Source organism: Halothece sp. PCC 7418 (assembly GCF_000317635.1).
Classification (GTDB): Bacteria; Cyanobacteriota; Cyanobacteriia; order Cyanobacteriales; family Rubidibacteraceae; genus Halothece.
The window spans coordinates 2594545-2614477 of the sequence record NC_019779.1; the positions used below are offsets into that span (position 1 = coordinate 2594545).

At 44.9% G+C, this 19933-nt stretch carries 17 protein-coding genes; 9 read left to right on the top strand and 8 right to left on the bottom strand.

All coding sequences use genetic code 11. The features are described 5' to 3' along the window. The first annotated feature begins 98 nt into the window (after window positions 1-98). The 3 genes from PCC7418_RS11740 to PCC7418_RS11750 all read left to right on the top strand — a co-directional run bounded on the left by PCC7418_RS11740 (window position 99) and on the right by PCC7418_RS11750 (window position 3129). Window positions 99-1868, top strand: a complete 1770-nt coding sequence (locus tag PCC7418_RS11740) for a Gldg family protein (RefSeq protein WP_015226405.1) — start codon at window positions 99-101, stop codon at window positions 1866-1868. A 2-nt stretch (window positions 1869-1870) separates the two neighbouring features. Next, on the top strand, window positions 1871-2530 hold the full coding sequence (locus PCC7418_RS11745; RefSeq protein WP_015226406.1) for a DUF4340 domain-containing protein: 660 nt from the start codon (window positions 1871-1873) through the stop codon (window positions 2528-2530). Window positions 2531-2631: 101 nt separating this feature from the next. After that, window positions 2632-3129 carry a DUF427 domain-containing protein gene (locus PCC7418_RS11750; protein WP_015226407.1) on the top strand — a complete coding sequence of 166 codons (498 nt, stop codon included), beginning with the start codon at window positions 2632-2634 and terminating at the stop codon, window positions 3127-3129. A 32-nt stretch (window positions 3130-3161) separates the two neighbouring features. On the opposite strand, the gene PCC7418_RS11755 is transcribed toward PCC7418_RS11750, so the two are convergent. Further along, a complete protein-coding gene (locus PCC7418_RS11755; RefSeq protein ID WP_015226408.1) occupies window positions 3162-4304 on the bottom strand; it encodes a beta-ketoacyl-ACP synthase in 1143 nt (380 codons plus the stop codon). An 88-nt stretch (window positions 4305-4392) separates the two neighbouring features. On the opposite strand from PCC7418_RS11755, the gene PCC7418_RS11760 reads away from it, so the two are divergent. Further along, window positions 4393-4860, top strand: a complete 468-nt coding sequence (locus tag PCC7418_RS11760; RefSeq protein WP_041596247.1) for a DUF29 domain-containing protein — start codon at window positions 4393-4395, stop codon at window positions 4858-4860. A gap of 238 nt (window positions 4861-5098) precedes the next feature. Here PCC7418_RS11760 and PCC7418_RS11765 read toward each other — a convergent pair whose 3' ends face one another. Beyond that, on the bottom strand, window positions 5099-5812 hold the full coding sequence (locus PCC7418_RS11765) for a peptidylprolyl isomerase (RefSeq protein ID WP_015226410.1): 714 nt from the start codon (window positions 5810-5812) through the stop codon (window positions 5099-5101). Window positions 5813-5828: 16 nt separating this feature from the next. Next, entirely contained in the window at window positions 5829-6395 is a 567-nt protein-coding gene (locus PCC7418_RS11770) for a photosystem I assembly protein Ycf4 (protein ID WP_015226411.1), read from the bottom strand. A gap of 406 nt (window positions 6396-6801) precedes the next feature. Here PCC7418_RS11770 and psbD point away from each other — a divergent pair, with 406 nt between their 5' ends. Both psbD and psbC read left to right on the top strand, forming a co-directional pair. Then, on the top strand, window positions 6802-7863 hold the full coding sequence (psbD, locus tag PCC7418_RS11775) for a photosystem II D2 protein (photosystem q(a) protein) (protein WP_015224756.1): 1062 nt from the start codon (window positions 6802-6804) through the stop codon (window positions 7861-7863). After that, window positions 7847-9229: a photosystem II reaction center protein CP43 gene (gene psbC / locus PCC7418_RS11780; RefSeq protein ID WP_015226412.1), complete on the top strand. Its 1383-nt coding sequence runs from the start codon at window positions 7847-7849 to the stop codon at window positions 9227-9229. The genes psbD and psbC overlap by 17 nt, the downstream gene beginning before the upstream one ends. A 49-nt stretch (window positions 9230-9278) precedes the next feature. Here psbC and PCC7418_RS11785 read toward each other — a convergent pair whose 3' ends face one another. The 5 genes from PCC7418_RS11785 to PCC7418_RS11805 all read right to left on the bottom strand — a co-directional run bounded on the left by PCC7418_RS11785 (window position 9279) and on the right by PCC7418_RS11805 (window position 14872). After that, window positions 9279-9866, bottom strand: a complete 588-nt coding sequence (locus tag PCC7418_RS11785) for an NTP transferase domain-containing protein (protein ID WP_015226413.1) — start codon at window positions 9864-9866, stop codon at window positions 9279-9281. After that, entirely contained in the window at window positions 9839-11008 is a 1170-nt protein-coding gene (locus PCC7418_RS11790; protein ID WP_015226414.1) for an XdhC family protein, read from the bottom strand. Before PCC7418_RS11790 ends, PCC7418_RS11785 begins: the two co-directional genes overlap by 28 nt. Before the next feature lie 170 nt (window positions 11009-11178). Then, the gene (locus PCC7418_RS11795; RefSeq protein ID WP_015226415.1) at window positions 11179-13314 is read right to left on the bottom strand and encodes a xanthine dehydrogenase family protein molybdopterin-binding subunit; all 2136 of its coding nucleotides are present in this window, start codon (window positions 13312-13314) and stop codon (window positions 11179-11181) included. Next, window positions 13311-14300, bottom strand: a complete 990-nt coding sequence (locus PCC7418_RS11800; protein ID WP_015226416.1) for a xanthine dehydrogenase family protein subunit M — start codon at window positions 14298-14300, stop codon at window positions 13311-13313. Before PCC7418_RS11800 ends, PCC7418_RS11795 begins: the two co-directional genes overlap by 4 nt. Then, window positions 14297-14872, bottom strand: a complete 576-nt coding sequence (locus tag PCC7418_RS11805) for a (2Fe-2S)-binding protein (RefSeq protein ID WP_015226417.1) — start codon at window positions 14870-14872, stop codon at window positions 14297-14299. The genes PCC7418_RS11800 and PCC7418_RS11805 overlap by 4 nt, the downstream gene beginning before the upstream one ends. Before the next feature lie 575 nt (window positions 14873-15447). Between PCC7418_RS11805 and PCC7418_RS11810 the strand changes: the two genes are divergently transcribed. The 3 genes from PCC7418_RS11810 (at window position 15448) to PCC7418_RS11815 (ending at window position 19900) form a co-directional block, all read left to right on the top strand. Further along, window positions 15448-17187, top strand: coding sequence for an ABC transporter ATP-binding protein (locus tag PCC7418_RS11810; protein ID WP_015226418.1), 1740 nt, complete (start codon window positions 15448-15450; stop codon window positions 17185-17187). 243 nt (window positions 17188-17430) lie between these two features. Further along, window positions 17431-17757, top strand: coding sequence for a hypothetical protein (locus PCC7418_RS20955; RefSeq protein ID WP_235620694.1), 327 nt, complete (start codon window positions 17431-17433; stop codon window positions 17755-17757). Next, a complete protein-coding gene (locus PCC7418_RS11815) occupies window positions 17747-19900 on the top strand; it encodes a glycosyltransferase family 39 protein (protein WP_235620801.1) in 2154 nt (717 codons plus the stop codon). The genes PCC7418_RS20955 and PCC7418_RS11815 overlap by 11 nt, the downstream gene beginning before the upstream one ends. Window positions 19901-19933: the final 33 nt, after the last annotated feature.

Here is a 19933-nt window from a genome sequence, read left to right on the forward strand (position 1 = left end):
ATTAATTTTTGCAAATATTTAATTCTCTTGCAGTTTAACTTATGGCGTTTCTAGGTCGGTTGTATAATAAGCCCTGTGATGAAATGGACTCCTAATTCATGGCTAAGTATTTATTTTTATTTGGCATTTTTATTGTCATCGTTGGTGTGACTTCTGGTTATGTTGCAGGTGATTGGACACCGCTCCCTTTAGGATTAATTATAGCGGGTGGTGTGATTGTAATCATTAGCTTTTTTTTGGGGACGCGAAAGTTTTGGCGAAGGCGTTCCACCCAAGCGAATTTGAATGCTTTGACTGCAACGATCGCGCTGGTTTTTATTTTGGGATGCTTAAATTTTTTAGCAATTCGCTATGAGAAAACCATTGATTTAACGGAAAATAATATTTATACTCTTGCCCCCCAATCAAAGCAATTAGTATCAGAATTAAAAGAAGAATTAACGGTATGGGTCTTTAATAATCCGCCTTCACAAGAAACGAAACAGTTGTTAGAAAATTATCAAAAACAGAGTAACAAATTTAAGGTTAACTTTGTTAATCCACAGCAAAACATTGGCAAGGCGGAAGAATTTGGCGTGGAATCTTATGGGGAAATTTATATTGAATATGGAGATAACACCCAGTTTGTGCAACAGGTGAGTGAAGTTGAACCGATTTCAGAAGTTAAATTAACCAGTGCGATTCAAAATATCCAGCGCGATCGCGTTTCTTTTGTTTATATTTTACAAGGACATGGCGAACCGCCATTAGACCCTGTACAAGGGGGATTATCCCAAGCAGTGGCAAGTTTAAAACAACAAGGGTATCAAGTCCAACCGTTTAATTTTGCCGAAGAAACGAATCTTCCGAACTTAGCCAATAGTGTTTTAATGATTGCCTCACCAGAAAGAGAATTATTCCCTGGAGAAGTGGATGCAATTGCCAATTATTTAGCCGAAGGAGGCAGTCTTTTATTACTTCTTGATCCCGATAGCAATAGTGGTTTAGATCCGATTTTGGAAATGTGGGGAGTGCAACTCGATGATCGGGTCATTGTTGATGCGTCAGGACAAGGACAAGTGTTAGGGTTTAATGCTGCTACTGCTTTTGTTACCCGCTACGGCGATCATCCCATTACCAATCCCTTCGGAAACGGGATTTCTGTTTATCCCCTTGCTCGTCCCGTTGATGCGTTGGAAAAAGAAGGAATAACCGCCACTGCTTTAGCTTATACCAACGAAGCCAGTTGGGCTGAAAGTGACACGACTCAAGAACAATTAGAATATAACCCAGAGCGCGATCGCGCTGGCCCTTTAGTGATTAGTTTTGCTTTAGATTCAATAGAAGATTCATCTTCAGACACTTCCGAAGAAGAGACGGAAACAACAGAAGAAGAAACATCTGATTCTAATAACTCAGGAGAAACTAATTCTGAGGACAAAGAAACTGCAAATGAATCTTCAGACAATACCGAAGAAACAATAACTGATTCCGATAATGCAGAAGCAGACAATCAGACAGAAGAAACAACGACTGATTCAGAATCAGAAACGGTGAATGAATCTTCAGACAATACCGAAGAAACAGACAGTGAAGAAACAACTTTTCCCAAACCGAGTCCAGATGCAAGAATGGTCGTTTTTGGGGATTCCGATTTTGCGACGAATGGTTTATTTATTCAACAACTCAATGGGGATATGTTTTTAAATTCGGTTGATTGGTTAGCGAATAGTGATACGCTATCCTTAGCGTTGCGTCCGAAAGAAGAAACCAACCGACGCATTAATTTAACTCCCCAGCAAGCAGCCATTTTGAGTCGAAGCGCGATCGGAATTGTTCCCCTATTCGGTTTAATTTTAGCGATGATTAGTTGGTTGAGAAGACGTTAACCATGCAGAAAACAACTCTCGTTTTAGTATTAATTGCTTTCGGATTAGGGGGATATGTTTATTTTTATGAAATGGGTTCTCCCTCTCCAGAAGAAACAGTCACAGCATCCCAAAAAAGTGTCTTTAATTTTGAAGAAGAGGATGTGCAACGATTAGTCATTGAAAAAGAAAGTGGACAAACTTTAGAGTTTATTCGCTTAGAAACCACAGCCAGCAATTGGCGAATGAAGCAACCAGAAGGGACTCCCGCAGCAGAATCATCCATTGTTTTCTTATTAGACTTATTAGTAAAAACCCGTTCTCCTAAAACGTTTAATGTTGAACAAAATCAGTTAGAATCCTATGGCTTAAATAATCCCTTAGCAACCATTGATATTGAATTAAAGGATCAGACCAAACATCAAGTTATTTTAGGGAATCCGACCTTTGATAATGAGCAAATTTACGCCCAAATTAATCCCGAAAAAAATGATACCACAGAAATTTTTATTCTTCCCATTAACTTTCGAGATGCCATAGAACGCTCATTATCAGAATGGAAGCAATCTCCCCCGACTGAAGAAGAAGAAACCCCAGAAACTGAGTTACCCTCTCCTCCTTCCGAAGAAGAAGAAAACCCAGAAACTGATTTACTACCTTTACCCTCAGACGAAGAGGAATAAAAATTAAGACACTTCTACCCACAGACAACCCCAGCCTTCACGATCAGCTTAATTTTTCTTAAAATAGCAAACAGATAACAGAAATCATTACAATCTCTATTATGTTTAACCGTCAGCGCATCGAACCCAAACCCGGACAAGAATCAGTGTGGGATTATCCCCGCCCTCCCCGTCTCGAAAAATCAGATAAACAGATTCAAGTTGTCTTTAATGGTGAAGTCATTGCGGACACCAAAAACGCCTTACGGATGCTAGAAACCAGTCATCCACCGGTTTATTACATCCCCGCAGAAGATGTTAAGCAGGAGTATCTGACGCAAACCAATCGTCAAACCTTTTGCGAATGGAAAGGGAAAGCCCGTTATTATACCTTGAAAGTAGGCAATCAAGAAGTCGCAAACGCTGTGTGGGATTATCCAAATCCCAGTTCTCGTTATCCAGATATCGCGAATCACTTTGCTTTTTATCCCGCCCAAATGGAAGCGTGTTACGTGGATGGGGAACAAGTGCAAGCCCAAGAAGGAGATTTTTATGGCGGTTGGGTCACTAGTGATATTGTTGGTCCGTTTAAAGGTGCGCCAGGAACGTGGGGTTGGTAAATCAGTGACCAGTGACCAGTTACCAAGACTACCTAATGACTAATCGATCTCCTGATCACCATTGCACCATTTTGTCCGCCAAACCCAAAACTTAAAATAAGAGCATGGTTAATCTTACTTTGCATCGAGTGTTGAACTAGGTTTAGATCAAATTCAGACTCCCGTAAGCCCACACAAGGGGGTAGCGTTTGGGTTTGTAGCGCCTTGAAAGTAAAAGCAAGCGCGATCGCGCCTGAAGCCCCTAAAGTATGCCCAGTTGCGCCTTTTGTCGAACTCACAGCAACATCATCAGGAAACAAGGATTGAATCAACTGTGCTTCCCGCTTATCATTCAACTGCGTGCTTGTCCCATGGGCGTGAATAAAATTAATTTCATGGGGAGAAAGCTGACTCATCTCTAAACTTTTCTTAATCGCAAGACTCGCACAGTGATAATCAGGATCAGGGGCGCTGACATGATACGCATCGGAGGTGAAGCCAGATCCTGTGATTTCCCCATATATTTGAGCCTTTCTCGCTTGTGCTGATTCCAGTGACTCTAAAACAAAAATTGCGCCTCCTTCCCCTAAAACCAGTCCTTCTCGTTGCTTGTCGAAGGGATAGCAACCGGTTTTTGCTAATGCTCCCATTTGCTTGAAACCAGTTAGCGTGAGGGGCGTTATAGGGGTTTCCACTGCACCAGCAACAACTTGTTCACATTGTCCTGATCTAATCAGTTGATAGCCTTGCGCGATCGCGCTGATTCCTGTACTACAAGCAGCCATCGGAGATAAAACAGCACTTTCACTCCCAACAATTTGCGCTGTGATGATCGCGCCTTGATGAGGAAAAAATTCTAGCCAGTTAACGAACTCTCTCTTTTCTCGAAGCAGTTGTTCAATATCTCCCTGACACCCGCGACTTGACCCAACCACCACGCGGAATTCAGGTAAAGGTGGAACTAAACTTGCATCCGCTAACGCAGACTTAACCACTTGTGGGGTCAATCGTTGGAGAAACAGTGGTTTTTCTTGAATCAAGGATAAAGGAAGTGGCGGAAAAGAAAGAAACGGCTGCTGTAAGGAGATGGAAGATTTCCCTTGGCGTAAGTTGTACCAACTTTGGGTTAAGTTTCCTAATCCTGTCCAACAACCGATTCCAGTGACAACAACAGTTTTTTTCTGGTCATTTGTCATTTGAAATTTACCTTACTAGGGCAACTTGCCTCTTGCCTATTGCCTAGTGCTATATAATAAGCATGAGTTAGATGTTGCTCAATCAAAGATGGTAAAAATTACACAACAGCAAAAAAAACTATACGATACTGACTATAATCTCTGGGTTTTAGAAACAGTCAGAAAATTAGAAAATCGGGAGTTTAATTTGCTCGATTTAGAAAATTTGATTGAGGAAGTCTTAGATTTGAGCAAGCGGACAAAACGGAAACTGCAAAGTCTTTTGATCAAACTAATTGAACATTTATTGAAGTTTTCTTATTGGGAATCGGAACGAGAAAATAACCGAGGTCATTGGTTAGCAGAAATTCGTAATTTTCGACAGCAAATTAATTTAGAATTAGAAGATAGTCCAAGTCTGAAGACTTACTTATTAGAAATTTTTGAAGATTGTTATCAAAAGGGACGGACACTTGCGGTTGATCGTTCACAACTTCCTCCCCATACTTTTCCCAAAGAACCGATTGCAAACTTAGAGCAAATTTTGGATGAAAATTGGCTACCGCATCAGGAATAATTATAGCGTTTCCTAGTTGGTTGAGGTACGTAATGCGAGTCGGTGGATGTTCATGGTTCATGGTTCATTAATTAACAACCAACAAATAACAAAGAACGAAGAACAAAGAACAAAGAACCAAAATTTAGAATGTACCTCATGAGATTGGGAAGTGCTATAACTCAGTTTTTTAATCATTGAAGGTGGGCAGTGCCCACCCGACAAATACTGCTTAAGAAAGGGGGGTTTGGGGGGATCACTAATTTTTCACAAGATTATCCAGTCCAGAAAGAACTTTCGCGGATTCAATGCGATCGCCTTGTTGAATCGTATCTACCACATCCATCCCACTGGTCACTTCACCAAACACAGCATAATCACCATCTAAAAAAGGAAGTTCCGCTAGCGTGATAAAGAATTGGGAAGAAGCAGAGTTGGGCATCTGCGATCGCGCCATGGATAACACGCCACGGTCATGCTTTAATTCTGGACTCTTTTCAATTCCCGCTTGTTTGAGAGTTTTGCCATAAATCGGCTCTTGTTCTCCTGAAGGGACAATTTCTAAAGGAATCGAGCGTTTTTGACCCGTTTCTGGATTGACAAAGCCACCTGTTCCATTTCCTTTGGGATCGCCCCCTTGCACAACAAAGGGTTGCGGTTCTTTGACCACCCGATGAAAGGTTAAACCATCATAAAATTTTCGTTGGACTAAATCGACAAAGTTCCCCGCCGTAATCGGAGCGAGATCACCATTGAGTTCCATGACAATGGGCGATCCTTTTACCGTAAACTCAACCGTCGCTTTGCCATTTAATTGGGGTAAATTACTCATCATTACACTATCTTGGGTGGTTTCGGGATTATTTTTGGTACTGTCTGGGCTGGAAATAGCACTACATCCAGTGAGAAAAACAGTGAAAACAACCATCACTGATAAGACTCGGCGCAGCCACCGTTGTGAAAATTGATTCATGACCATCTGTCTTGTTTTAAATTCCTTCAAGGGGGACACCTAAAAAACGGGCTAATTCTGCACCCTGATTCTCTAATTCGCTCAGAGACAAGGGTTCTCCCACACGAGTGAGAGGAATGTTTTTACGTCCTTTTACGCGCAAATAGAGGGCTCGTTTCGGGTTCAAACCTTCTTTAATCTCTGCTTTCACCGCTTCAATATCCTTGAGATTATTCTCTAATTCGATTCGGCGGTTTTTACCAGGATACCCCCAGCGAAAAATCTTAACTTTATTCGTGTTTTTATTAAACTCGTTGTAACCCCCGCCAACATCCCAGAGGATCACTAGCCAGAGGTAAAGAGACACTAACGAACCGGCTACCCCGTAGAAGGTAAGAGCGATGCCTTGGGGAATAAATTGTAAATCTGTGGGGTCACTGACAATTAGTAAATTTACTTGCAAATAGCTCGACAAACCCGCCAAAAGAAAGCCCACACCGCCAATCATGGCGATGACAGCCCAAAAATAATTGCTGGGACGGCGAGCACCAGTAATTTCTTGTGTCAAGACTTGACTATCTTTAGCGGTTACAGATGCACTCATCTAAACTCTCCTTGCATAACGAGGAATCAAGAACGAATCACAGGCGCGATCGTACTTGTTACTTGAACAGACTAAAAAACGCTATATAATAACCCTGTTCTATTCTAGAACCTGCCAGAGACAGTGGAAATCAGGTTAATCCCACAGCATCATCTCACAATTCCACTCGAAAAATTAGGAAAACTTGTGCTATTGTTAAAAAAAGTTAAGTTACTATCCCTTTTGAATCTTGCCGAGAATATTCCTGTGTGCGGATTTTCTGGAGGGTGCAATCATCATTAACTTTTTTCCGTCTCTGGGGAGGCTTTCTTAACATTTTTAGTGCAAGTAGGTTATCCTAAAGAGACAAAAGCACGCAAAACTTAGTATTCTTGCAACAATTTATTAAGCAAGAGGATTTGAAACAATGACTATTGCAGTAGGACGCGCCCAACAACAAAGAGGAGTTTTCGACCTCGTCGATGACTGGCTCAAGCGCGACAGATTTGTCTTTATCGGCTGGTCTGGTTTACTGCTGTTCCCCTGTGCTTACATGGCAATTGGGGGATGGCTCACCGGAACCACCTTTGTTACCTCCTGGTACACTCACGGTTTAGCAAGCTCTTATCTGGAAGGCTGCAACTTCTTAACCGTTGCCGTTTCCACCCCCGCAGATGCTTTCGGACACTCCCTGCTCTTCTTATGGGGACCCGAAGCGAACTGGGACTTTGTACGCTGGTGTCAAATCGGCGGACTCTGGAGTTTCGTTGCCCTCCACGGGGCTTTTGGACTGATTGGCTTCATGCTGCGTCAGTTTGAAATTGCCCGTCTGGTCGGTGTACGTCCTTACAACGCGATCGCGTTCTCCGGTCCGATTGCTGTATTTGTCAGCGTCTTCTTAATGTATCCTTTAGGACAGTCAAGCTGGTTCTTTGCGCCCAGTTTTGGTGTCGCAGGAATCTTCCGCTTCATTCTGTTCTTCCAAGGATTCCACAACTGGACCCTCAATCCCTTCCACATGATGGGTGTGGCTGGTATTTTAGGCGGTGCATTACTCTGTGCGATTCATGGCGCAACCGTCGAAAACACCCTGTTTGATGAAGGGGGCGACAGCAACAACACCTTCCGCGCCTTTGAACCCACTCAGGCGGAAGAAACCTACTCCATGGTGACCGCAAACCGGTTCTGGAGTCAGATCTTCGGGATTGCGTTCTCTAACAAACGCTGGTTACACTTCTTCATGCTGTTTGTTCCAGTAACAGGACTGTGGATGTCCGCAGTTGGAGTTGTCGGCTTAGGACTGAACCTGCGTGCCTATGACTTTGTGTCTCAAGAGATTCGCGCCGCAGAAGATCCTGAGTTTGAAACCTTCTATACGAAAAATATCTTATTAAACGAAGGTCTCCGCGCCTGGATGGCTCCGGATGACCAACCCCACGAACAGTTTGAATTCCCAGAGGAGGTACTACCCCGTGGTAACGCTCTCTAATACATTTGTCGGCGCTGGTCGTGACCAAGAATCTAGCGGTTACGCCTGGTGGTCTGGTAACGCTCGTTTAATCAACCTTTCCGGAAAATTACTGGGTGCTCACGTTGCCCACGCTGGTCTCATTGTCTTCTGGGCTGGCGCAATGACCCTCTTTGAAGTCGGTCACTTCGTCCCCGAAAAGCCCATGTATGAGCAGGGCTTAATCCTTCTCCCTCACCTCGCAACCCTAGGTTGGGGCGTTGGTCCAGGTGGAGAAGTCATTGACACTTTCCCCTACTTCGTCGTTGGGGTACTCCACTTAATTTCCTCCGCCGTTCTCGGTCTCGGTGGGATTTACCACGCCGTCCGTGGTCCTGAAACCTTAGAAGAATATTCTTCTTTCTTCGGTTACGACTGGAAAGATAAAAACAAAATGACCAGCATCATTGGTTTCCACCTAATTATTTTAGGAATTGGAGCCCTCTTGCTGGTATTCAAAGCCGTCTTCTTCGGCGGTGTTTATGATACCTGGGCCCCTGGTGGTGGTGATGTCCGTGTCATCAATAATCCGACTCTCAACCCAGCAGCAATCTTTGGTTATCTGCTGAGTTCTCCCTTCGGTGGTGACGGTTGGATCATTGGTGTTGACAACATGGAAGACATCATCGGTGGTCACATCTGGGTTGGCTTAATCTGCATCGCTGGCGGTGTTTGGCACATTCTGACCAAGCCCTTTGGTTGGGTTCGCCGTGCCTTTGTCTGGTCTGGTGAAGCCTACCTTTCCTATAGCCTCGGTGCGCTCTCCTTAATGGGTTTTGTTGCCTCCGCAATGGTTTGGTTCAACAACACTGCCTATCCCAGTGAGTTCTACGGTCCCACCAACGCAGAAGCATCTCAAGCACAAGCGTTCTTGTTCTTAGCCCGTGACCAACGCTTAGGGGCAAACATTGCCACTTCCCAAGGTCCGACTGGTCTTGGTAAATACTTAATGCGCTCTCCCACTGGTGAAATCATTCTCGGTGGTGAAACCATGCGCTTCTGGGACTTCCGTGGTCCTTGGTTAGAGCCGTTACGGGGACCCAATGGTCTTGATGTGGACAAAATCCGCAATGACATTCAGCCCTGGCAACTTCGTCGTGCTGCTGAATACATGACGCACGCTCCCAACGGTTCTATCAACTCTGTGGGTGGAATTATTACCGAACCCAACTCCTTCAACTACGTTAACCTCCGTCAATGGTTAGCTGGTTCTCACTTTATTCTCGGTTTCTTCTTCTTAATCGGTCACTTATGGCACGCGGGTCGCGCTCGTGCTGCTGCTGCTGGTTTTGAAAAAGGCATTGTCCGTGAAACTGAACCAGTATTATCTATGCCTGACCTCGACTAGTTTCGGTTGAAAGGTTAAATCTTTAGCCCTCACCTCAGGTGGGGGTTTTTTATTGGGAAAGTCTTTCCCAGTCTTCGGGGGTATCTATATCAATGATGCCTTGAGGAAAGGGAATTTTGAGCAGGCTTGAGGAATAACGCCTTAGAATGCCTTTGGCACCAACATCACCTGTCATCGTAGCGAGTTCGGGAAAGAAACTGCGATCAAAGAGGGCGGGAACTCCCACCGTACCAGCATATTCTGAGACGACAATCGGATAACCTGTCCTGCGATATCCCACGATGAATTGCTGAATCAAATCAGTGGAAACAAAGGGTTGGTCACAGAGGAGAACCATCATTGCATCAACTTGGGTTGTCATTTCCTCCATTGTTTTGAGTCCACACTGGAGAGAACTTGCCATTCCGGTTGACCATTGTTGATTAAAAGCGATATGGATGTTGTATTGGCTTAGTTTTGGCGCAATTTGAGACCGATATGCCCCTAAAACCACCACAATGGGCTGACAATGAGAAGCAACAGCAACGGTGGTGATCTGTTCAATGAGAGGTTTTCCTTGGTAAGGGAGGAGTTGTTTCGGTTGACCGAGGCGGGTGGATGCCCCGGCTGCTAAGATGACGATGCCGATTTGACCCATGAGTTTTCTGTGGAATCGTGAATTGAGCCAGCGCGATCGCGCAACGATCCGCCATTGCGTCCACCCAGCACTGATTTGATTTCCGCGATCAGAGAAAGGGCAATTTCTTCTGGGGTTTCGGCGGCAAGATCTAAGCCCACGGGATTATACACCCGTTGCTGTTGTTCCCAAGTAGGCGTTATGTTTTCCGCTGCTAAATCTTCCCACAATTGCTTCATGCGGTGTTTGGGCCCTAAAACGCCCAGATAACGAACTGGAGAGGGGATCAGACGTTTCAGGAAAGCGCGATCGCTGAGATAACGATGGGTCATGACAACAGCAACTGCTTCCGATGTCAGGAGATGCTGATAAGCGTCTGCTGGATCCGGTTTACACTCCAACAGTCGATCCGCTTCGGGAAAGCGATCGCGCGTCAAATACTCTTCCCGATGATCAATAACGGTCACCTGCCAACCCAGTTGTTTCGCCAACTGCACCACAGGAATGGCATCATAGCCCGCCCCAAACACCAGTAATGGCACAGGGGGAGGAATGACTTCAAACAGGACACTGATTTCCCCTTGAGAAAGAGAATAAGACTGGATCTGAGTGCGTTGGTTAAAAAGTGTCTTTTCTGTTTCAGCTTTCAGCATTGGCGCAATCTCAGCATCTGCAATCTGATTAAGGGTCGTTCCATCTGCTCTCATCATCACCCGTGTGCCAACAGCAAGGTTAGAGATTCCTTCTACTGCAAAAACCGTTGCCATCACCGCCACTTGTTGGGAGTTGAAGCACTCTTGGATAAAAGAGAATTGTTCCCTTGCCGAGGTTTCGTTTAAGGGTTCAATGAGAACATCCACGATGCCATTACATCCCATCCCAAAGCCGAATAATAGATCCTCCTCATGATTCATCGTGTCATAGCGGACAACTAGAGGGGAATGGTCTTCTCTTAAAAGGGATTGCGCCCGTGCTAGCACATCCGCTTCCAAACAACCCCCACTAATCGCACTAATCATCTCCCCTGCTTCAGTGAGTAGCATCCGCGCCCCTGGACGACGATACACTGAACCACTGGTTTGAACAACGGTGGCTAAAGCAGTCCGTTCTCCGTTTTGTTGACTTTGGGCAAACGCTTGTAGGATACGCTGTAACTCTTTCATGGGAAACTCTCTGATAGGGTTTCTGGGTCGGTTTAATTACAAAGTGAGTCGGTGGATGTTATTGGTTCCTTTCCCAAAGAACCAATATTAGCAATGACCGTGCTAGTAGGGTGGGCAATGCCCACCCTTTTTTGTATTTCATATTCTTTGTTGTCAATTTGGATATGGCATCAAGCAAGCAACTGATCGGGAGTCAGAGGTAAACTGCGTAATCGTTTGCCTGTGGCATGATAAATCGCATTCGCCACCGTCGGTGCAACCCCCGTAATGCCAATTTCGCCCACACCTCGCACCCCTAAGGAATTGAAGTTATAATCGGGTTCTCCTACAAACGTGACATCAATGCGGGGAATATCCGCGTGACTGGGATAGTGATAGGTTGCCAAATCATAAACCACTGGATAAGCCGTGTTAGGGTCAAAATGACAGGCTTCCATTAAGGCTTCTCCAATGCCCATAATCACCCCGCCTCGAATTTGACTCGCAGCAGCTTTCGCGTTCAGCACCTGTCCAATATTCATCACCGAAACCCAACGGGTAATTTGCACTTGTCCGATTTCTTCATCGACCGTCACCTCGCAAAAATGAGCCCCCCAAGAATGAAACGCCCATTGTTGCCCTTCTTGACCCGGTGCAGTAGAAGCGGTGGCTTCAAAATGGCTTTCTCCCGACTGTTTTAGGGCGGTACAGGCTTCAGCAACGCTCTGACAGTTTGCCACTTGCAACACTGCTTGACTGGCTTTGAATACGCTCGGGGCAAGGGAAGCCGTCATCATCGATCCCCCTGCCATTCCCCCATCTGGGAAGTTAGAATCCCCCAGTTCCACCGTGACTTGATCAACGGAAACGCCTAAGGCTTCCGCAGCAGTCATGGCAACCATCGTATAAGCCCCAGTACCAATATCATTACCGGCGGTGAGAACATGAACTTTGCCATTTGGGAATAATTGCACGGTGACTGAGGTTCCCATCCCTCTTAAAGCGGGGAAAGCAGCAGCAGCCATTCCCCAACCCACAAGTTTACCGTCACGGGTTTGACTACGAGGCTGGGGAGAACGCTGATTCCAGCCGAAACGGTCTGCGCCCACTTGCAGACAGTCGCGAAAGTGTTTTGCAGAGAAGGGTAAGCCAGTGCGCTGGTGGGTTGTGGTTTCATTTTGCAAGCGCAGTTCCACTGGGTCAATCTCTAAGGTAGAAGCCAGTTCATCCATCGCAGATTCTAGTCCCCACATTCCAGGGGCTTCTCCAGGGGCACGCATAAACGTGGGAACCCCGACGTTTAAAACCCCCACTTCCTGATTGAGTTGCAGATTGGGGGCAGCATACATCACAGGAGTGACACTGGTGCAAGGTTCAGGAAAGACTTCCACGGGAGAAGTGCACGATCGCGCATTCTGAGAAATCCCGAGGAGTTTACCCTCTTTCGTGGCTGCTAAGCGCAAGGTCTGTTCGGTTTCTGAGCGATGCCCTGTATTTGCCGTCATTTGCCGACGCGTCACCGCCAGTTTTAAAGGACGATCCAAGGCACGGGCTGCAGCAGCACAGAGAATGCCATGAGACCAAGGAAATGCTTTCGAGCCAAATGCACCCCCAATGTAGGGTGTAACGATTCTGACGTTTTCTGAGGGGAGGTTAAACAGTTGCCCATAAGTGCGTTGCGATCCCTTGACAAACTGAGAGGGTTCGTAAACGGTGAGGGAATCTGCATCTTGCCAATGGGCGATTATGGCATGGGGTTCCATGGGCGCATGAAGTTCGGTAGAAGTCGTATAAGTTGCCTCAACATGGGTTGCAGCCTCAGCCGTTCCCGCTTCAAAATTCCCCGTGGCAAATTCTCCCTTAGTAAAGGTCATTGCTTCCCCAAACATGGACATGGCGGTTTCATAAGTGGTTTCTTGCCCATCAATGACAGGGGGTTCCACCTCATAATCCACTGTAATCAGTTGCACTGCTTCTCGGGCTTGTTCAAAGGTCTCCGCAACCACTAAACCAATAATTTGTCCTGCATAGTGAATCTGGTTATCTGCGAGGGGAAGACGGCTTTCATAGATTTTGGAGTTGATAAAGTTATTATCAGGCGGATGAATTTCTGGGGCGTTTTCATGAGTAAAGACCGCAAGGACTCCCGGACTTTGTTCCGCCTTTGCTGTATTCATCCCTCGAATGTGACCTTTGGCAATGGTTGAGGTGACTAAATACCCGTGAACGATGCCCGAAATGGGATGTTCGGCACTGTAATGGGCAGTTCCCAGAACTTTTGCTAAACCGTCTTTGCGACTAACGGATGTTCCCACAACTTTATTCATGCAATGCCTCCTCCCTGTGCTGAAATGTTGAGTGCGCGTTTAATGGCTCTTTTGCTCATTTTGACTTTAAACTGATTGTGCGTGAGAGGTTGAGCATCCTGTAAAGCCAGTTCCGCTGCCTCCTCAAATGTGGTTGCTGTGGCAGGTTTTCCCTGTAAAAAGGCTTCGGTTTCTAATAAGCGCCACGGTTTATGGGCAACCCCGCCTAGGGCAAGATGCGCCTGTTGAATAATTTCATTTTCGACTTTGACTATTGCTGCCACGGAAACTAAAGCAAAGGCATAAGACGCGCGATCGCGCAGTTTTAAGTAAACTCCTGTTTTCGCAGCCGGCTTTGAGGGTAACCTCACCGCAGTAATCAAATCGCCAGTTTCCAAGGTCGTATCTTGTTGGGGGGTATCCTCTGGTAAACGGTGAAAGTCAGCAAAGGGAATCTCTCGCTTGCCATTTGCGCCTTCTACTTCCACCACGGCATCCAAGGCTGAAAGGGCAACACACATATCAGAGGGATGAACCGCAACACAATGCTCACTTGCGCCAAAAATAGCGTGCATCCGATTAATCCCTTCCCTTGCCGAACAACCGCTTTCTGGCTGTCGTTTATTACAAGCAAAAGCCGTATCATAGTAATAGGGACAGCGGGTTCGTTGCAGTAAGTTACCGCCGACCGTTGCCATATTCCGAATTTGTTGGGAAGCACCGGCTAAAATGGCACGGGAAAGCAATGGATAATTCTCTCGAATGTCAGGATGATTGGCAAGGTCAGTATTGGTCACCATCGCGCCGATTTTAACGCCCCCATCAGGTAAAATGTTAATCTCTTTGAGATTCAGGCGAGAGATATCAATCAGCGTCGCAGGATCATCCAGAAAGGCTTTCATTCGATCCACTAAGTTGGTTCCCCCTGCAATAAAACAGGTTTCTTGACTTGCCTGTTGCACTGCCTCTTCAGTGGAAGTTGCGCGGAGATAGGAAAAATTCTTCATTCGGATGCGTCCTCCACCAGAATCTCAGCAGCAGGAGAAGGAGGCGTTTGTCCTGCAGCTTGTTGTACCGCAGCGACAATGCCATTGTAAGCGCTACACCGACAAAGATTACCACTGAGTCGTTCTCTAATTTCGGCTTCCGAAATCGTTTCCAATTGCGGGGGAGAATTTAAGTCAGGGGTAATTGCGCTCACACTGCCTTGTTGAATTTCGTCCAGCAAAGCGACTGAAGCACAGATTTGTCCAGGGGTACAGTAACCGCATTGAAAGCCATCATTTTCCACAAACGCGGTTTGCACCGGATGCAGTTGGTCTGGATTTCCTAACCCTTCAATGGTGGTAATGGTTTTGCCGTCCTGCATAATGGCTAAAGCAAGACAAGCGTAAATTCGTTCTCCATCAATGAGGACAGTGCAAGCTCCACACTGCCCATGGTCACACCCTTTTTTTGACCCCGTCCAGCCTAAGCGGTCTCGCAGCACGTCTAATAATGTCACTCGGGGTTCGAGGTTGACTGTATAAGAGGTGCTATTAATGGTGAGGGTTACGGGAATTTCAGGATTTTGATGCAATGGGGTTAACTCCTAGTAGGTAAATTATTGTACATTTTTTGACCAACGGTCACGCGCAGGCGCCTTCCGTTTTCCGAAGGCGTAATCTTTGACTTAGCTTTACTTTTTAGTGGAAAGGGAAATGGGTCTTAGCCATTTCCCTTTCCTAAACGGCTTGCTTTCGCCAATCTGATTTCTCAGTAAAGGGGGCAACGACAAACTTCTAATCGCTTTTTACATCTGTAACACGACCTTATAAAGCATCGGTACTTAGTTGAATTACAGACCACAGTAGCTAACGGCTGGCGTTCACCGAAAGGTGTGATCACGAAAAGAAGGTAGGTAGCCTTGTGTTTTAGGACTTATACCTGAGTCTGCACGCTCGTACCTTTCTAGGTCAACAAAAATCGAACGATGTCAATTAATGTCTAGCTTTTAACGAGCGGTTTGCTGTCATTCTCCAGCGTAATCAATGAAGCAACTGAGAAATACTAGCCTTGAGTGTGAAGTTAGGCAAATGTTTTTAATTTCTGACCTCTTTAAGCAACTCCTAAAGGGAATCTCAGAGAATACAAAAATTTGTTAAATTGTATAACATGGCACAATCACGTTTGCGAAACCTTATTTCCTATTTGCGCCCTCATCGGAAACAGATGCTGATGGGGATTGCTGCACTCTTGGCGGTGAATTTAGTTAGTGCTGCCATTCCGCTATTGATTCGCGACAGTGTGGATCAAACCTTTGATAATAACCGCTTCTGGTACTACGTCGTTGGCATTATTCTCCTCGCTTCTGTGATGTGGGGGATTCGGATGATATCCCGCCTTTTAATTTTCGGCGTGGGACGTAAGGTGGAATATGATCTCAAACAAAGAATTTTTGAACACTTACTCTGTTTAGAACCGGGTTACTTTTCATTACATACTTCGGGCGATTTAATTAACCGCGCAACTAGCGATGTGGATAATGTGCGTCGGTTGGTAGGGTTTGCCGTATTGAGTGTGGTGAATACAGTCTTTGCTTACACGATTACGCTGCCCTTTATGTTGTCGATTGATGTCAATTTAACCCTCCTCGCGATCGCGCCGTATCCGTTTATTTTAATTGCGGTGCAACTCTCCAGTCGGAATCTCAGTCGCCAACAGCAGGAAGTGCAAGAAAATCTTTCTGATCTCAGTCAGTTGATTCAGGAAGATGTCAGTGGGATGTCTTTAATCAAGATTTATGCCCAAGAAGAGAATGAAAAACAAGCCTTTGCCCAGAAAAATGAAACGCTGCTGCGATCAAATCTGAAATTAGCCCGCACCCGCAATATTTTATTCCCGATTATTGAAGCACTCGCTGCGGTTAGTTTACTCTTTTTACTAGGACTCGGTTCACGGGGATTGAGTAGTGGCACGATTAGCAATGGTGACTTTGTGGCGTTGATTATTTATGCCCAGCGTTTGGTCTTCCCGATTGCCTTACTTGGCTTTACCATTACGACTTATCAACGGGGTGCGGTGAGTGTCGATCGCGTGCAAGCGATTTTTGAAGCGGAACCGCAGATTCAAGATGATCCCGAGGCGATTGTCCTCCCCGTGGAAACGGTGAAAGGGCATCTGGAAGCAAAAGACTTAAGATATCGCTATCCAGGGTCACAAGCGTGGGCATTGCAAGGGGTTAACTTTACCATTCAACCTGGAGAAGTGGTAGCGGTTGTGGGGTCAATTGGTGCGGGAAAATCGACCCTAGCCAATGTCCTTCCCCGTTTATTAAAAATCGAAGCAGGACAGGTGTTTTTAGATGGCTATGATATTACCAAAATTCGCTTAGCCGATTTACGTCGCGCGATCGCGTATGTTCCCCAAGATAGCTTTTTATTCAGCACCACGATTAGTAATAACATTGCTTATGGTGATCCCTACGCTGATATGGATTGGGTGGAAACCTCTGCCAAAACTTCCCAAATTCACCCTGAAATCCTCAGTTTTCCCAAGCAATACGACACCATTGTCGGTGAACGGGGAATTACCCTTTCTGGTGGACAACGTCAGCGTGCCTCTCTAGCGAGGGCGTTATTAGTAGATGCGCCAGTTTTAATTTTAGATGATGCCCTCTCCAGTGTTGACAATCGAACAGCAACGGAAATCTTAAACAGTTTATCGGCAGGGGTAGAAGGAAAAACTGTGATTTTCATTACCCATCAACTTTCCGCAGCAGCAAAAGCGGATCGGTTACTGGTCATGGATCAAGGTCAGATTGTGCAAATGGGAACCCATGAGGAATTATTAGAAGTGGAAGGTTTATATCGGTCTCTTTGGCAGCAACATGAAATGGAAGAAGTGTTGCCATAATTTGGAAGAAGAATTATTAGGTCGTCACCCTCCTGACAAATCCTAATTGAAAGAATAACAAATAGTGCTGATTGACTGACAAAAGATTCAAAACGTAGGTTAAACCCTTGGTAACGAAACCCAACACCAGCAAGTTTTTTTAGGTTATACGATCGCGCTTCCCAACCTACGATAGAATAGGGCTTTCAGAAGTTTTGTCAGTCAGCCAGCAAATAGTGTCAGAGTCAGGGAAGTTTTTAAGTGATGCGCCAACAAAAAGTCTTAAATTTTCATCAATATTTCTTCCCCTTTCTTCTCTTATTAATCTGGCTAGTTGGCGTTATTATTGATCGCCTTTGGTTTCAGTTAGATCAGGGGGTTCCAGCTTGGGATCAAGCGGATTATTTAAATGGGGCGATGAATTATTGGTACGCCTTACAAACCCCAGACTGGTTTAATCCTAATTGGTGGGAAGAGTTATGGCTTCTTTCTTCTAAAATTCCCCCTGGAACTTATATTTTAACTGCTCCTTTTCTGGAGATTTTTTGGCACAAATTCCGATGCAGCAACAGCAATTTTAATTTTATTTAGTATTCTGTTATTATTTTCTGTTTATGGTTTAGGGAGACAATTATTGAGTCCGCCCGTGGGCTTATTGGCTGCTGCACTTTGTCAGCTTTTACCAGGTTTATATCGCTATCGCACAGAATTTGTTTTAGATTATCCTGTCACGGCAATTGTTACGTTTAGTTTTTTTAGTTTGACGTTGTGGAAACAATCTGCTTGTGATGAAACAAAACCTGAGCGCTGGTTATGGGGGGTTTTAGTGGGTTTTGCAATTGGTCTGGGGTTGATGATTAAGCAAACGGTTGTCTTATTTCTTTTCTTCCCCATTTTATGGTTATTTTTGATAACAATTAGGAAGCGAAAGTGGGAAAATTTAATTCAGTTTTTGATTGGATTATTAACCGCTTTATTGATTGCTTTTCCATGGTATAAAACCAATTGGTTACTCATTTTAACTTCTGGAAAAAGAGCAACTGTTGACTCCGCGATCGCGGAAGGTGATCCAGCATTAAATACCCTTGATGCTTGGCTTTATTATGGCAAAGTTTTACCCTATTTATTGTCTTGGCATCTGCTACTGATTCCCTTCGTTTGCTTTTTAATTTATGGAACACAGTGGTTGATTAAACACCAGCGTTTCGATGAAAAATCTATGCAAACAGTTCGTTGGTTAGGAATATTTCTAATTGGCGGTTATTTCCTCAGTTCTCTGAATTTAAATAAAGATGCTCGTTATATTTTACCCCTGTTACCTGTTTTATCTTTAATTATTGCCCAAGGCTTGTTCTTTGTTTCTAGAAAATGGCGTTTTCCCCTCATTGCTAGCACTTTGGGACTCGGCTTTGTTTTGATGATCTTAAATTTATTTCCTTTAAATGGAGACTGGATCACGGAAATTTTAAGTCCGAGAGTGCAACATTATCCCGTAATGGGAAAAGCGTATCCGCATCAAGATGTGGTTGCAGAAATGGTTGAAACATCCCCTTATTTAAGACATACTCTAGGCGTTTTACCGTCAACTCCAACGATTAATCAACATAACTTTTCTTTTTATGGCGCACAAGCTAATTTTCAAGTTTATGGTCGGCAAGTGGGCGTTGAAGAAAGTAATATTGAACAAGATGCGCGATCGCTGCGATGGTTTATTACGAAAACAGGGGAACAAGGATCGATTCCGTCTGCACAAAAGTTAATCACGGAACGCATTGAAACGGGAAATGATTTTAGCTTAAGAAATACTTGGACGTTACCTGATCAAAGTTTGCTTAAACTTTATCAACAGAAGCAGCCAACCGTTACGGTTATTCCCATTGAAAATAGTCCTTCAACGGTTCACTTAACGAGGGTAGAAGTTCCAGAAAGAATCCCTAAAGGTGTCCCCATTCCTGTTGATTATACTTGGGAAGGAAACGGAGAAGCCTTACAACAAGGAATTGTATTATTAACTTGGGAAGGAACAGAAACCGATCATTTCTGGTTACATGATCATGGGATTGCAATGGGAGGTTTAGTGAATCATTTAGAGAGTGGTTTAAAAGTAGAAGAAAACACCGCAATGTTGATTCCGCCAGACACCCCAAAGGGAAACTATACCCTCCGCGCCAGATATCTGAATCGAGAAACTGGTGAAACCTATCCCCTAGAAACTCCTTCTCTTTCTGTTACCGTTGATACCAACGCAACTGCACCCCCTGCGCCAGAATTAGATTTAGTGACGCAACTGCGGACGGCTGCGGTAACCCTTCCTGAAGGAGAAAGTGCCCTAGAAGATATTTTTGCCCAAACGGGACGCATTAATCAATATGATCCGATTCAAGACTATTTGCAGCAGTCTGAAATCGCTTTGAAATACCGTTTACAGATGCAGGAAGAACGGTTAGACTGGCTTTACCCCTTAGCCCTCTCAGAGGTGTTACAACAAGATGCAGACGGCGCGATCGCGCAGTTTAAAAAAATAACTGAACTTGACTCCGAAAACCCCTATGCTTACGCCTATCTCGCCTTTGTTCATTTATATCTTTGGCAACCCCACGCAGCAGAAACCGCATTGAATACTGCATTGCAACTGAATCCCAATTTAGATATTTTACACACCTTAGATGGCGTTGCTGCATTGATGCAAGGAAATCTGATCAAAGCCTATCAAAAGTTAACCAGTGACCAATGACCAAATAACAAATATAGCGTTTCTTAGTCTGTT

Bases quoted from the DNA above. Each gene is read 5' to 3' on its own strand.
- PCC7418_RS11765 (WP_015226410.1), bottom strand. From the start codon at position 5,812: ATGAATCAATTTTCACAACGGTGGCTGCGCCGAGTCTTATCAGTGATG.
- PCC7418_RS11785 (WP_015226413.1), bottom strand. From the start codon at position 9,866: ATGGGTCAAATCGGCATCGTCATCTTAGCAGCCGGGGCATCCACCCGC.
- psbD (WP_015224756.1), top strand. From the start codon at position 6,802: ATGACTATTGCAGTAGGACGCGCCCAACAACAAAGAGGAGTTTTCGAC.
- PCC7418_RS11745 (WP_015226406.1), top strand. From the start codon at position 1,871: ATGCAGAAAACAACTCTCGTTTTAGTATTAATTGCTTTCGGATTAGGG.
- PCC7418_RS11770 (WP_015226411.1), bottom strand. From the start codon at position 6,395: ATGAGTGCATCTGTAACCGCTAAAGATAGTCAAGTCTTGACACAAGAA.
- PCC7418_RS11740 (WP_015226405.1), top strand. From the start codon at position 99: ATGGCTAAGTATTTATTTTTATTTGGCATTTTTATTGTCATCGTTGGT.
- PCC7418_RS11760 (WP_041596247.1), top strand. From the start codon at position 4,393: ATGGTAAAAATTACACAACAGCAAAAAAAACTATACGATACTGACTAT.
- PCC7418_RS11755 (WP_015226408.1), bottom strand. From the start codon at position 4,304: ATGACAAATGACCAGAAAAAAACTGTTGTTGTCACTGGAATCGGTTGT.
- PCC7418_RS11800 (WP_015226416.1), bottom strand. From the start codon at position 14,300: ATGAAGAATTTTTCCTATCTCCGCGCAACTTCCACTGAAGAGGCAGTG.
- PCC7418_RS11790 (WP_015226414.1), bottom strand. From the start codon at position 11,008: ATGAAAGAGTTACAGCGTATCCTACAAGCGTTTGCCCAAAGTCAACAA.
- PCC7418_RS20955 (WP_235620694.1), top strand. From the start codon at position 17,431: ATGCGCCAACAAAAAGTCTTAAATTTTCATCAATATTTCTTCCCCTTT.
- PCC7418_RS11795 (WP_015226415.1), bottom strand. From the start codon at position 13,314: ATGAATAAAGTTGTGGGAACATCCGTTAGTCGCAAAGACGGTTTAGCA.
- PCC7418_RS11750 (WP_015226407.1), top strand. From the start codon at position 2,632: ATGTTTAACCGTCAGCGCATCGAACCCAAACCCGGACAAGAATCAGTG.
- PCC7418_RS11810 (WP_015226418.1), top strand. From the start codon at position 15,448: ATGGCACAATCACGTTTGCGAAACCTTATTTCCTATTTGCGCCCTCAT.